The organism is Bacteroides ovatus, from assembly GCF_001314995.1.
GTDB classification, from domain to species: domain Bacteria; phylum Bacteroidota; class Bacteroidia; order Bacteroidales; family Bacteroidaceae; genus Bacteroides; species Bacteroides ovatus.
Map to the genome: position 1 here is coordinate 2,337,665 of NZ_CP012938.1, position 13,903 is coordinate 2,351,567.

General features: G+C 44.6%; 9 protein-coding genes and 2 rRNA genes. 2 read left to right on the forward strand and 9 right to left on the reverse strand.

Annotated features, from left to right (window positions below; genetic code table 11):
- Positions 1–21 precede the first annotated feature (21 nt).
- Positions 22–972 (reverse strand): cysteine synthase A, encoded by a 951-nt coding sequence (gene cysK, locus Bovatus_RS09310; RefSeq protein ID WP_004301107.1) that lies wholly within the window; start codon positions 970–972, stop codon positions 22–24.
- Positions 973–1,103: 131 nt separating this feature from the next.
- Between cysK and Bovatus_RS09315 the strand changes: the two genes are divergently transcribed.
- The gene (locus tag Bovatus_RS09315; protein ID WP_004307190.1) at positions 1,104–2,939 is read left to right on the forward strand and encodes an LTA synthase family protein; all 1,836 of its coding nucleotides are present in this window, start codon (positions 1,104–1,106) and stop codon (positions 2,937–2,939) included.
- Between the two features lie 95 nt (positions 2,940–3,034).
- Positions 3,035–3,724 carry a phosphatase PAP2 family protein gene (locus tag Bovatus_RS09320; protein ID WP_004301114.1) on the forward strand — a complete coding sequence of 230 codons (690 nt, stop codon included), beginning with the start codon at positions 3,035–3,037 and terminating at the stop codon, positions 3,722–3,724.
- 81 nt (positions 3,725–3,805) lie between these two features.
- Here the strand turns inward: Bovatus_RS09320 and leuB are convergent, their stop codons facing one another.
- From leuB to Bovatus_RS09360, 8 genes are all read right to left on the reverse strand, one after another.
- Positions 3,806–4,867, reverse strand: a complete 1,062-nt coding sequence (gene leuB / locus Bovatus_RS09325) for a 3-isopropylmalate dehydrogenase (protein ID WP_004301116.1) — start codon at positions 4,865–4,867, stop codon at positions 3,806–3,808.
- Between the two features lie 60 nt (positions 4,868–4,927).
- Positions 4,928–6,475: an alpha-isopropylmalate synthase regulatory domain-containing protein gene (locus tag Bovatus_RS09330; protein ID WP_004301119.1), complete on the reverse strand. Its 1,548-nt coding sequence runs from the start codon at positions 6,473–6,475 to the stop codon at positions 4,928–4,930.
- Positions 6,457–7,053 carry a 3-isopropylmalate dehydratase small subunit gene (gene leuD / locus Bovatus_RS09335; protein WP_004301121.1) on the reverse strand — a complete coding sequence of 199 codons (597 nt, stop codon included), beginning with the start codon at positions 7,051–7,053 and terminating at the stop codon, positions 6,457–6,459. The genes Bovatus_RS09330 and leuD overlap by 19 nt, the downstream gene beginning before the upstream one ends.
- Before the next feature lie 36 nt (positions 7,054–7,089).
- Positions 7,090–8,484, reverse strand: a complete 1,395-nt coding sequence (gene leuC, locus Bovatus_RS09340; RefSeq protein WP_004301124.1) for a 3-isopropylmalate dehydratase large subunit — start codon at positions 8,482–8,484, stop codon at positions 7,090–7,092.
- An 81-nt stretch (positions 8,485–8,565) separates the two neighbouring features.
- On the reverse strand, positions 8,566–10,062 hold the full coding sequence (locus Bovatus_RS09345) for a 2-isopropylmalate synthase (protein WP_004301125.1): 1,497 nt from the start codon (positions 10,060–10,062) through the stop codon (positions 8,566–8,568).
- Between the two features lie 402 nt (positions 10,063–10,464).
- Entirely contained in the window at positions 10,465–10,698 is a 234-nt protein-coding gene (locus Bovatus_RS09350) for a hypothetical protein (RefSeq protein WP_004307193.1), read from the reverse strand.
- A 122-nt stretch (positions 10,699–10,820) separates the two neighbouring features.
- Positions 10,821–10,931 (reverse strand): 5S ribosomal RNA (gene rrf / locus Bovatus_RS09355).
- Positions 10,932–11,008: 77 nt separating this feature from the next.
- Positions 11,009–13,897, reverse strand: a 23S ribosomal RNA gene (locus tag Bovatus_RS09360).
- Between the last annotated feature and the right edge of the window lie 6 nt (positions 13,898–13,903).

Sequence of the window (13,903 nt, forward strand, 5' to 3'; positions counted from 1 at the left end):
GTCTTTTTTATAATGAATGAATTAATCCAATGGATATGCGTCAAAAGCAAACAGTTCGGTCGACAAATAACGCTCTCCCGTATCAGGTAACAACGCTACTATTTTTTTGTTCTTAAATTCCGGACGCAGTGACAGTTGACGGGCAGCATACACAGCTGCTCCCGAAGAAATTCCCACCAGCAGACCTTCCGTCGACGCTAACTCACGTCCCGCACGAATCGCTTCATCATCGGGTACACCCATCACCTCATCTACCACAGAAGCATCATAAAGTTTGGGAATAAAATTTGCTCCGATACCCTGAATACGATGCGGAGCCGCCTCTCCTCCTGCCAATACAGGAGACGACACCGGTTCTACCGCCACAATATAAATATCCGGATTATGTTTCTTTAAAGCACGGGCTACACCGCAAACCGTTCCTCCGGTGCCCACTCCGGCCACAAAAACAGCCACTTCACCGTCTGTATCCCGCCAGATCTCTTCACCTGTCGTCCGCTCATGAACAGCCGCATTAGCCGGATTCTCAAATTGTTGTAAGATCACCGAACCGGGAATACTATCACGCAACTCCTGCGCCTTGGCAATAGAAGCTGCCATCCCTCCTAACCCGTCTGTCAATACAATCTGCGCACCCAGCGCTTTCAACAGATTCCGCCGTTCCAGGCTCATTGTTTCAGGCATGGTCAATATCAAATGATACCCTTTAATAGTGGCTACCATTGCCAACCCGACACCTGTATTTCCGCTTGTCGGCTCAATAATCGTCGCACCGGGTTTCAATAATCCCCGAACTTCAGCATCTTCAATCATCGAAAGAGCCACCCTGTCTTTTACACTTCCCGCTGGATTAAAAGCCTCCAGTTTGGCAATAATATTTTGTTCCAGACCGTACTTTCCGCTATAACCGGAAAGTTCCATCAAAGGGGTATTCCCCACTAAATCTGTTAGTTTCCTTGCAATCTTTGCCATCTTATTACTTTATTTTTGTCACAGACACGACAAAGATATGGAAAAAAAGGTATGTTTTATATCACTTCATGAGAAAGATAAGGAAAAGTATAGTAACTTTGTATCCGTTCAATCTTTTTAAGTTTACAGATATGAAAAAGAGAATCATACAATTTCTCACGACCTATTTTTTATTTGTTCTTTTATTCGTTCTTCAGAAACCAATCTTCATGGTTTACTACCATGACTTATATACCAATGTATCTTTAGGTGACTACTTCCGCGTCATGTGGCACGGATTGCCTCTGGATTTATCTCTTGCAGGTTACCTGACCGCTATCCCCGGCTTACTGCTCATCGCCTCCGCCTGGACCAATTCATCCATACTCCGCCGCATCCGGCAAGGATACTTCGGGGTAATCGCCTTTATCATGGCCTGCATTTTTATCATCGACCTGGGATTATACGGCTTTTGGGGATTCCGTCTGGATGCCACCCCCGTTTTCTATTTCTTCTCTTCCCCCAAAGATGCTATGGCAAGCGTCAGCTTTTGGTTTGTACTATTGGGAATCTTATCTATGCTGATCTATGCAGCAATTTTATACTTTATTTTCTATTGCGTCCTTATCCGGGAGAAAAAGCCCCTGAAAATTCCTTATCGACGTCAGAATGTCTCGCTTGCACTCCTTTTGCTGACAGCGGCACTTTTCATCCCTATCCGGGGCGGATTCAGCGTATCCACCATGAATTTGAGCAAGGTGTATTTCAGTCAGGACCAACGCATGAATCATGCAGCCATCAATCCGGCATTCAGCTTCATGTATTCCGCCACCCACCAGAATAATTTCGATAAGCAATATCGCTTCATGGACCCGAAAATAGCCGACGAATTATTTGCAGAGATGGTAGACAAACCTGTCGCAGCAACAGACAGCATCCCCCAATTATTGAATACACAACGTCCGAACATTATTTTTATTATCCTTGAGAGTTTCTCCACACACTTGATGGAAACTTTCGGAGGACAACCTAATGTGGCTGTCAACATGGATAAATTCGCAAAGGAAGGCATACTATTCAGCAACTTCTACGGTAGCAGTTTCCGTACAGACCGCGGACTGGCATCCATTATCAGCGGATATCCCGGACAGCCAAGCACCAGCATCATGAAATATCCCGAAAAGACGGACAAACTTCCTTCTATCCCCCGCAGCTTGAAAAACGCAGGATATAATCTGGAATATTACTATGGTGGAGATGCCGATTTTACCAATATGCGCTCTTACCTGGTATCTTCCGGCATCGAGAAGATTATTTCCGATAAAGATTTTCCTCTGTCCGAACGTACAGGAAAATGGGGAGCACAGGATCACGTCTTATTCCAACGCCTGATGAAAGACCTGAAAGAAGAAAAACAAAAAGAACCGTTTCTGAAACTTGTACAGACATCAAGCAGCCACGAACCATTCGAAGTCCCGTTCCACAGACTGGATGACAAAATCCTCAATTCTTTTGCCTATGCCGATAGTTGCGTGGGAGATTTCGTGAAACAGTATCAAGAGACACCGCTATGGAAAAATACACTGTTTGTACTCGTTCCCGATCATCAGGGTGCATATCCGTATCCAATAGAAAATCCGCTGGACGGCCAAACCATTCCACTGATTTTAATTGGAGGTGCAATAAAACAACCCTTGGTTGTAGATACTTATGCTTCACAAATAGACATCGCCGCTACCCTGCTCGCTCAACTAGGATTGCCGCATGATGAATTTACTTTCAGCAAAAATATCATGAATCCGGCGTCACCTCATTTCGCATACTTTACCCGGCCGAATTATTTCGGAATGATTACCGCCGATAATCAATTGGTATATAACCTCGATGCCAATACTGTGCAACTGGACGAAGGTACTGCCAAAGGAGCCAACCTGGAAAAAGGAAAAGCGTTCCTGCAGAAGCTCTACGACGACCTGGCGAAACGCTAGGAAATGAGTTATATTGAATATTTATAAAGTAATATAGGACAATTTTCTATTCTTTATTGTATATTTGCGACATTAAAATAGATCAATAAAGCCTGATGATACACACCGGAATTGTCCAATATCTTTCGGAGATAGATACAAATATCTTCTTGTCTTTCAATGGTATACATTCCCCTTTCTGGGATTATTTCATGAGTTCTTTCACGGGTAAATTCATCTGGATTCCCATGTATGCCACTATATTGTATATTTTATTAAAAAACTTCCACTGGAAAGTAGTAATGTGCTACGTGGCTGCCATTGCACTGACTATCACCTTTGCCGACCAGATGTGCAGCAGCATCATTCGTCCGGTAGTAGCACGTCTGCGTCCCGCCAATCCGGAGAACCCGATTGTAGATCTAGTATATATCGTAAATGGTTACCGCGGAGGAAGCTACGGTTTCCCATCGTGCCATGCCGCCAATTCATTAGGTCTTGCCATGTTTGTCATATTCCTGTTCCGTAAACGTTGGCTAAGCATTTTCATCCTGACCTGGGCAATACTCAACTGCTACACACGTATATATCTGGGTGTACATTATCCCGGTGATTTACTCGTAGGAGGTATTATCGGAGGATTCGGCGGTTGGTTGTTCTGCACTATCGCCCACAAAGCAGCCATCTATCTGGAACCTTCCACCCGCACGAAGAGAAAAGAAATAAAACAATGGTCAGTCACTATTTATGTAGGATTACTGACTATACTCGGTATCGTTCTATACTCCACTATTAAAAGTTGGTAGAACACAACATATTTCGAACTAAAAAGTAAAAGCCTGACACCGTTATCCGATGCCAGGCTTTTACTTTTTTATCCGGGTTTATCAAGCTTTCTTGATATAATCAACAATCCACTGTCCTACTTCTTTTGTTCCGTACTTAGCACCGTCAGCCACCTGGATTTCCGGCGTACGTACATTCTCATCCAAAGAAGCATCTACGGCTTTACGAATCAATGCACCCTCTTCTTTAAGGTCGAAATACTCGAACAACATAGCTACAGAAAGAATCTGTGCCAACGGATTAGCAATATTCAATCCCTTAGCCTGCGGCCATGAACCGTGAATAGGTTCAAATACCGGAGTACTTTCACCTGTAGAAGCAGAAGGAAGCAAGCCCATAGAACCACTGATTACAGAACCCTCGTCAGTCAGAATATCACCGAAGGTATTTTCTGTTACCATCACATCGAAGAAAGCAGGTTCCTGAATCATCTTCATTGCAGCATTATCCACAAACATATAATCAGTTGTCACTTCCGGATAGTTCGGAGCCATTTCCTGTGCAATCTGACGCCACAGACGGGAAGAAGCCAACACATTTGCCTTATCTACCACAGTCAGATGTTTTCTGCGCTTCATCGCATATTCGAAAGCCATCTTCAAAATACGTTCGATTTCCGGACGAGTATAATAGTTTGTATCATACGCCTTATCATTATCCTGATACTTTTCACCGAAATACATACCTCCGGTCAGCTCACGGATACAGATAAAATCGGCATTCTCTACCAACTCCGCACGCAACGGAGATTTGTGGATCAGGCATTTGAATGTCTGTACCGGACGGATATTAGCGAAAAGACCCAGTTTCTTACGCATAGCCAGCAAGCCTTGTTCCGGACGTACCTTGGCAGTAGGATCATTGTCAAATTTCGGATCACCTACGGCAGAGAACAAAACAGCATCCGCCTCTTTACAAACCTGATAAGTTGCTTCCGGAAACGGATCGCCTACTTTATCAATCGCATCAGCTCCACAGATTGCATATTCGTAACTTACTTTGTGACCAAACTTCTCGCAAACGGCACTCATCACATCTACACCTTGCACAGAGATCTCCGGTCCGATGCCGTCGCCTGCTAATACAGCAATTTTAAAATCCATAATCGTTTATTCTTCTATTTATATATTCTTATAAAAAACATTCTTCGGGCAAGTTGTTTCTCACTTGCTCTTCTCGTATTCATCTTCGATGAGGTTCAACATCTTCATAGTAGCCTTGATGGCAGCCTCTGTCTGGTCGGCATCAAGTCCGCGGGTACGGAACACCTGCTCATCATAACTCCACGTGATAACTGTCTGCACAAATGCATCTGTACGTCCACCGGGAGGGATGGTTACCGCATAATTGGTCAACATCGGGAATTTACGTCCTAATGTCACCTTATATATTTTACGCAGCGCACGAACAAAAGCATCATACTGACCATCGCCGCCTGAACTCTCTTCGTACTCTTTTCCGTTGATTTCTATCTTCAACGTTGCCATCGGTTTCAACCCATGAGCCAGATTCACAAAATAGCTCTTCAGTTTAACCTTCTCACCCACTGCTCCATGTTTCAACACATCCGAAACAATGTACGGCAAATCTTCCTGTGTAACCAGTTCTTTCTTGTCGCCCAACTCGATGATGCGTTCCGTTACCTTGCGCATAGCATCTTCGTCCAGCTCCAATCCGAGATCTTCGAGGTTCTTACGGATATTTGCTTTACCGCTTGTCTTACCCAATGCATATTCGCGCTTGCGGCCAAAACGTTCGGGAAGCAAATCATTGCAGTAGAGATTATTCTTATTATCCCCGTCGGCATGCACTCCGGCCACTTGCGTAAAGACATTCTCACCTACAATCGGTTTATTGGCAGGTATCACAATTCCCGAATAAGACTCCACTACCCGGCTGACATCATTCAAACGGCTTTCGTCGATATTTGTCACCGCATTGAAATGGTCTTTCAGGATAGCCTGCACACTTGCGAGAGGAGCATTTCCTGCCCGTTCACCCAGCCCATTGATGGTTGTATGCAATCCTTTGACACCGCTTAATACCGCGGCAAGGACATTACTCACAGCCAAATCATAATCATTGTGCGCATGGAAATCGAGATGAGTATTCGGATAACGTTTCTTCATCTTCCGCATATACTCTATCACTTGCAAAGGATTCAAGATACCCAACGTATCAGGCAACATAAAACGCTTGACACTCGTCTCTTTCAATCCATCCATCAACTGAAATACATATTCGGGAGAATCTTTGATACCGTTGCTCCAATCTTCCAGATAAACATTGACGGTTATATCCTGTTCGTCGGCATAATGCACCACACTTATGATATCCGCCAGATGTTCTTCCGGTGTCTTTTTCAGTTGTTGCGTACAATGCTTCAGTGAACCTTTACAAAGAAGATTTATCACACGGCAGCCGGTACGCTGAATCCAATCGACAGAAGTATGCCCGTCGACAAAGCCGAGCACTTCCACTTTATGGAGCAGACTACGACGGGCCGCCCAGTCGCAAATCATCTTCACGGCTTCAAACTCACCGTCCGACACACGCGCCGAAGCAACCTCCACCCGGTCTACCTTTAAATCTTCTAACAGTAAACGGGCGATCATTAGTTTCTCATGAGGCACGAAAGATACTCCGCTGGTTTGTTCACCATCACGGAGCGTTGTGTCCATGATTTCTATTTTCACGCCTTCTTTTCCCATTCTTCTATTTTATCTTTATTGCTCAACAAAAAATCGATATCGTCCAATCCGTTCATCAAACAAAGTTTCTTGTAAGCATTGATTTCGAAATGTTCACTTTTACCTGTCGCCTTGTTGGTGATGGTCTGTTCGGGAAGGTTCACTTCCACTTCCATCTTCGGGTCCGCTTCTATCGAACCAAACAACTCCTGCAGAAACTCCTCGGTAACAACCACCGGCAGCACAAAGTTGTTCAACTCATTATTCTTATGAATATCGGCAAAGAAACTGGATACCACCACGCGGAAACCATATCCTGCAATAGCCCAGGCAGCGTGTTCACGGCTGGAACCCGAACCGAAGTTTTTTCCTGCCACCAATATCTGTCCGCTATAAGTAGGATTGTTCAACACAAAATCCTTGTTCAGGGAACCGTCAGCATTATAACGCCAGTCACGAAAAAGATTATCACCAAAGAATTTTTCTTCACGAGTGGTTGCTTTCAGGAAACGTGCCGGAATAATCTGGTCGGTATCTACGTTTTCTAAAGGAAGAGGTACACAAGTACTTGTTATTATATTAAATTTTGTCTTAGCCATCGTCTTATTTACAATTTAATGATTTACGAATTTGAATTACATCAGCTCTCTCGGATCGGTAATCACACCTGTCACCGCAGCAGCGGCAGCTACCAGCGGACTAGCCAGCAAAGTGCGTGCACCGGGGCCCTGACGTCCTTCGAAATTACGGTTGCTGGTAGATACCGAATACTTTCCGGCAGGAATCTTATCATCGTTCATTGCCAGACAAGCAGAACATCCCGGCTGACGGATAGCAAATCCGGCTTCCGTCAATATCTTGTCGATTCCTTCCTTACGGATCTGTGCGTCTACCATCCATGAACCCGGAACCAGCCATGCAATTACATTCTCCGCTTTCTTACGACCTTTCACGATGGAAGCAAATGCACGGAAATCTTCAATACGACCGTTTGTACAAGCACCAAGGAATACATAATCAATCTTCTTACCCAACAAAGATTCACCCGGTTGGAATCCCATATACTCCATTGATTTCTTGAACGAAACCTGTGCAGCTTCACTCATTCCTTCCATAGTAGGAATATGCTGTGTGATTCCCATACCCATACCCGGATTCGTTCCGTAGGTAATCATCGGTTCAATATCAGCCGCTTCGAAACGGACTTCTTTATCAAACACGGCATCATCATCACTCTTCAATGTCTTCCAATAAGCCAAAGCCTTGTCCCATGCTTCGCCTTGCGGAGCACTTTCACGTCCTTTGATATATTCAAAAGTCACTTCATCCGGAGCAACCATACCACCACGCGCACCCATTTCAATAGAAAGGTTGCAAAGGGTAAGACGTCCCTCCATTGTCAGATTGCGGATAGCCGAACCTGCATATTCCACGAAGTAACCCGTAGCACCACTGGTAGTCATCTTAGACATCATATACAGAGCCACATCCTTTGCAGTCACCCCTTTACCCAGTTCACCGTCTACAGTGATACGCATTGTTTTCGGTCTCGACTGGAGAATACATTGTGAAGCCAGCACCATTTCCACCTCGCTCGTTCCGATACCGAAAGCAATCGCTCCCATTGCACCGTGAGTAGAAGTATGAGAGTCACCGCAAACAATCGTCATTCCCGGCAAGGTCAAACCACGTTCGGGACCTACCACATGAATAATACCATTCTTCGGATGCATCATGCCGTAGTGTGTCAGACCAAAATCCTTCGCATTCTGCGTCAGCGTGTCCACCTGCGTTTTAGAAATCGGATCTTCAATCTCCTTATCCTGATCGTGTGTCGGTGTATTATGGTCGGGCATACAAAATACCTTTTCGGGACGCAATACTCCGATTCCACGTTCACGCAATCCCGCAAAAGCCTGCGGACTAGTCACTTCGTGACAATATAACCGATCAATATAAAGCTGTGTAGGGCCATCTTCCACAGTAGTCACCACGTGGGCATCCCATATCTTATCAAATAATGTATTCATCTGTTTATTTACTATTTTACTAATTACTATTTACTCTTTCAATCAATCTCTGTAATACCAAACCGACTGTCAACCTCTTTTTTACGATTTGAATTTGTTAATACAGTCGATGTAGGCTTCTACCGAAGCAGCAATAATATCTGTATTGGCACCAAAACCATAATAAATCTGGTTATCGTATTCTACCTGCATGTGCACTTTACCTACATCATCACTTCCCTTACTGATAGCCTGAATAGTAAACTCTTTCAGAGTCATGTGGCGTTCTACAATCTTTTTCAATGCTTTGATAGCAGCATCTACCGGACCATTACCACTGGCACAAGCTTCAAACTTCTCACCGGCAATATTCAATCCCAAACTAGCTACCGAACGAACACCGACACCACTCGTCACCTGCAAGTAATCCAGTTTGATACGATGGTTCTGGCTACGGTCTGCACCTGCCAATACTAAAATATCATCATCATTAATATCTTTCTTCTTATCAGCCAACTTCAGGAACTCATCATATACCTTATCCAGTTTTTCCTGATCCAGATTCACTCCCAATATAGAAAGACGATTTTTCAATGCAGCACGTCCGCTGCGGGCAGTCAATACGATAGAGTTATCATCAATACCCACATCATGCGGATCGATAATCTCATACGTCTGTACATTTTTCAATACGCCATCCTGATGGATACCTGAAGAGTGTGCGAAAGCGTTACGTCCAACGATTGCTTTATTGGGTTGTACCGGCATATTCATCAGGCTGGATACCATACGGCTGGTCGGATAAATCTTCTGCGTATTGATATTGGTTTGAATATCTATTTCGTGATGGCTCTTAATAATCATGGCGATTTCTTCGAGAGCAGTATTTCCTGCACGTTCGCCAATACCGTTGATGGTAACTTCCACCTGACGCGCACCGTTCAAAACACCGGCTATCGTATTGGCAGTAGCCATACCCAAGTCATTATGACAGTGAGTAGAAAGTATGGCATTATCAATGCCGTCTACATGGTCAACCAAGTATTTTATCTTGGCGCCATATTCTGAAGGCAAGCAGTAACCTGTTGTATCAGGGATATTCACTACGGTAGCTCCCGCTTTGATGACAGCTTCTACCACACGTGCCAGATATTCGTTATCCGTACGGCCTGCGTCTTCTGCATAAAATTCCACATCGTCTACAAAACGGCGGGCATATTTCACAGCAGCTACTGCACGTTCGATAATCTCTTCACGATTCGAATTGAATTTATATTTAATGTGCGAATCAGAAGTACCGATACCGGTGTGAATACGTTTATGTTTAGCAAATTTCAGTGCATCTACGGCTACATCAATATCTTTTTGAACTGCGCGGGTCAAAGCACAGATAGTAGGCCAAGTCACCGCTTTTGAAATCTCAATTACTGAATTAAAATCCCCCGGGCTCGAAATGGGGAATCCGGCTTCAATCACGTCTACTCCCAACGCTTCCAATGCCTTTGCTACCTGAATCTTTTCTACTGTATTCAACTGGCATCCCGGAACCTGTTCACCATCTCTAAGAGTGGTATCAAAAATAAATAACCTATTGTCCATATTCTTATGTATATTATATAATTATTAGCATTAAAAAAAGCCTTTCACACTTGGAAGTGAGAAAGGCTTTCGTATATTTTCATTTATACACATTTACGCGCAGCACTCACTTCCACTAACCTTTGATAGTAGAATAATAATACCGCATAGTAGAATATGTATAAACATCTGATTCATTTCTTGTCTCTTTTATTAGTTTGACGGTGCAAAGGTATGGATTATTTCTTTACCACCAAATAATACGTTACTTTTTTATCGAAAAAAATATCATTTCATAAGTTAAAGCCGATTATTAGCAAAAATGTATCACGAATAAAGCGATATGTTTATTAAAACAGAAAGAGGGAGTAGAATGTTGAACCATTCTCTCCCTCTCCTTCTTTATTGTTCTAAATCAATAGATTACTTCTTATCGCAACATTCTTTCTTTTCTGCGCAATCAGCTTTTTTGTCGCAAGCAGTAGCACAAGAGTCCTTAGCCTGGCAGCAAGAATCAGTTTCAACAACAGCTTCCACTGTTTCTACAGTTGTCTCTTCACCTTCAGAAGCAGCGTTAGTAGTTTTGTTACCAGTACAAGACATCATTGCAAAAGAAAATGTTACTGCTACAGCAGCCAAAAATAATTTAGTTTTCATACCTTTTAAATTTGCTTTAAACGTTTAATAAAATAATTGTCGGTCGCAAATATAGCACTTTTTTCGCAAAGTACCAAATGACAGAAGCCCCTTGACTCAAAATGAATCAAGGGGCTTCTTAAAAACGGCGGCTACCTACTCTCCCACTGTTACGCAGTACCATCGGCGTGACGAGGCTTAACTTCTCTGTTCGGAATGGGAAGAGGTGGAACCCTCGTGCTATAACCACCTGAAGAAGGTTATGACATGATGAAAAGTAAAATTTCAGTGTCTAGCAAGCTAAACGTATATACCCAACCGGTACATGTCCGAAAGAAAGTGAACGGGCAATTAGTAATGCTCGGCTTTGATGTTACCACCTTTACACCTGCATCCTATCAACGTCATCGTCTTTGACGACCCTAAGAAATCTAATCTTGTGGCTGGCTTCGTACTTAGATGCTTTCAGCACTTATCCAATCCCGACTTAGATACCCAGCAATGCACCTGGCGGCACAACTGGTAAACCAGCGGTCAGTCCAACACGGTCCTCTCGTACTAGTGTCAGAGCCACGCAAATTTCATACGCCCACGATAGATAGAGACCGAACTGTCTCACGACGTTCTGAACCCAGCTCGCGTGCCACTTTAATGGGCGAACAGCCCAACCCTTGGGACCTTCTCCAGCCCCAGGATGTGACGAGCCGACATCGAGGTGCCAAACCCCTCCGTCGATATGAGCTCTTGGGAGGGATCAGCCTGTTATCCCCGGAGTACCTTTTATCCTTTGAGCGATGTCCCTTCCATACGGAAACACCGGATCACTATGCTCTAGTTTCCTACCTGATCGACTTGTCTGTCTCCCAGTCAAGCGCCCTTATGCCATTACACTCTACGGACGGTTACCAATCGTCCTGAGGGCACCTTTAGAAGCCTCCGTTACACTTTTGGAGGCGACCACCCCAGTCAAACTACCCACCAAACAGTGTCCTCGTTTCTACGAGTTAGAACTCAAATAATCAAAGGGCCGTATTTCAACAGCGACTCCACAAATACTGGCGTACCTGCTTCAAAGTCTCCGGCCTATCCTACACATCAATTACCCAAATTCAATGTTAAGCTATAGTAAAGGTTCACGGGGTCTTTTCGTCCCATCGCGGGTAATCGGCATCTTCACCGATACTACAATTTCACTGAGCTCACGGTTGAGACAGTGTCCAGATCATTACACCATTCGTGCAGGTCGGAACTTACCCGACAAGGAATTTCGCTACCTTAGGACCGTTATAGTTACGGCCGCCGTTTACTGGGGCTTCAATTCAATGCTTCTCTTGCGATGACATCTCCTCTTAACCTTCCAGCACCGGGCAGGTGTCAGGCTGTATACGTAATCTTTCAATTTAGCACAGCCCTGTGTTTTTGTTAAACAGTTGCCTGGACCTATTCTCTGCGCCCAACTCTCGTTGGGACCCTTTATCCCGAAGTTACAGGGTCAATTTGCCTAGTTCCTTAACCGTGAATCACTCAAGCGCCTTAGTATATTCAACCCGACTACGTGTGTCCGTTTGCGGTACGGGTACCTTAAAGATTAAGTTTAGCGGATTTTCTTGGGAGTATGCTTACACGCACTATTACCTTATTCCGAAGAATTTGGTATACTATCAGGTTCGACTCTTATCCCGGATTTGCCTGGGATAATCAACATCTACACCCTTCAACGGACTATTCCGTCAGTCCGCGGCGCTGTCACTCCTCCGTCTCCACGTCACTCCTTAAGGTAGTACAGGAATATTAACCTGTTCTGCCATCGGCCTCACCGTTCGGCTGAGCCTTAGGACCCGACTAACCCTGATCCGATTAGCGTTGATCAGGAAACCTTAGTCTTTCGGCGAGGGGGTTTCTCACCCCCTTTATCGTTACTTATACCTACATTTGCTTTTCCACACGCTCCAGCAAAGCTCACGCTTCACCTTCGACGCAGAGTGGAATGCTCCCCTACCGATGTTAGTGTTTAGTTAACATCCCATAGCTTCGGTAAATTGCTTGATGCCCGATTATTATCCACGCCAAACTCCTCGACTAGTGAGCTGTTACGCACTCTTTAAATGAATGGCTGCTTCCAAGCCAACATCCTAGCTGTCTTAGCAATCTGACTTCGTTAGTTCAACTTAGCAATTATTTCGGGACCTTAGCTGATGGTCCGGATTCTTCTCCTTTAGGACATGGACCTTAGCACCCATGCCCTCACTCCTGGGATCGAACTACTGCGCATTCGGAGTTTATCAAGACTTGATAGGCGGTGAAGCCCTCGCATCTTATCAGTCGCTCTACCTCACAGTAGTAATTCCCAAGGCTGCACCTAAATGCATTTCGGGGAGTACGAGCTATCTCCAAGTTTGATTAGCCTTTCACCCCCACCCTCAGTTCATCCGGAAGCTTTTCAACGCTTATCGGTTCGGTCCTCCAGTTAGTGTTACCTAACCTTCAACCTGACCAAGGGTAGATCACTTGGTTTCGCGTCTACTCCTTCCGACTAATCGCCCTATTAAGACTCGCTTTCGCTTCGGCTGCGGATCTCAAGATCCTTAACCTTGCCGGAAAAAGTAACTCGTAGGTTCATTATGCAAAAGGCACGCCGTCACAACCGAAGTTGCTCCGACCGCTTGTAGGCGCACGGTTTCAGGGACTATTTCACTCTTCTATTCGAAGTGCTTTTCACCTTTCCTTCACAGTACTGGTTCGCTATCGGTCTCTCGGGAGTATTTAGCCTTACCGGATGGTCCCGGCAGATTCACGCAAGATTCCTCGTGTCCCGCGCTACTCAGGATACCACTACGCTTCGTTTAGCTTCGAATACCGGACTATCACCGTCTATGGTCCCATTTTCCAAAGGGTTCTTCTCACTAAAGTTCTTGCGATATCGTGGTCCTACAACCCCAATATTGCCGTAACAACATTGGTTTGGGCTAATCCCCGTTCGCTCGCCACTACTAGGGGAATCATTATTATTTTCTTTTCCTACAGGTACTAAGATGTTTCAGTTCCCTGTGTTAGCCTCCATCTAGGATGGATGACATTCCTTCAGAATGCCGGGTTGTCCCATTCGGAAATCTTCGGATCAAAGGTTATTTGCACCTTCCCGAAGCTTATCGCAGCTTATCACGTCCTTCATCGCCTCCGAGAGCCAAGGCATCCGCCATGCGCCCTTGCTTACTTTCTTTCAAAC

Bases quoted from the DNA above. Each gene is read 5' to 3' on its own strand.
- Bovatus_RS09345 (WP_004301125.1), bottom strand. From the start codon at position 10,062: ATGGACAATAGGTTATTTATTTTTGATACCACTCTTAGAGATGGTGAA.
- leuC (WP_004301124.1), bottom strand. From the start codon at position 8,484: ATGAATACATTATTTGATAAGATATGGGATGCCCACGTGGTGACTACT.
- Bovatus_RS09350 (WP_004307193.1), bottom strand. From the start codon at position 10,698: ATGAAAACTAAATTATTTTTGGCTGCTGTAGCAGTAACATTTTCTTTT.
- Bovatus_RS09315 (WP_004307190.1), top strand. From the start codon at position 1,104: ATGAAAAAGAGAATCATACAATTTCTCACGACCTATTTTTTATTTGTT.
- leuB (WP_004301116.1), bottom strand. From the start codon at position 4,867: ATGGATTTTAAAATTGCTGTATTAGCAGGCGACGGCATCGGACCGGAG.
- Bovatus_RS09320 (WP_004301114.1), top strand. From the start codon at position 3,035: ATGATACACACCGGAATTGTCCAATATCTTTCGGAGATAGATACAAAT.
- Bovatus_RS09330 (WP_004301119.1), bottom strand. From the start codon at position 6,475: ATGGGAAAAGAAGGCGTGAAAATAGAAATCATGGACACAACGCTCCGT.
- cysK (WP_004301107.1), bottom strand. From the start codon at position 972: ATGGCAAAGATTGCAAGGAAACTAACAGATTTAGTGGGGAATACCCCT.
- leuD (WP_004301121.1), bottom strand. From the start codon at position 7,053: ATGGCTAAGACAAAATTTAATATAATAACAAGTACTTGTGTACCTCTT.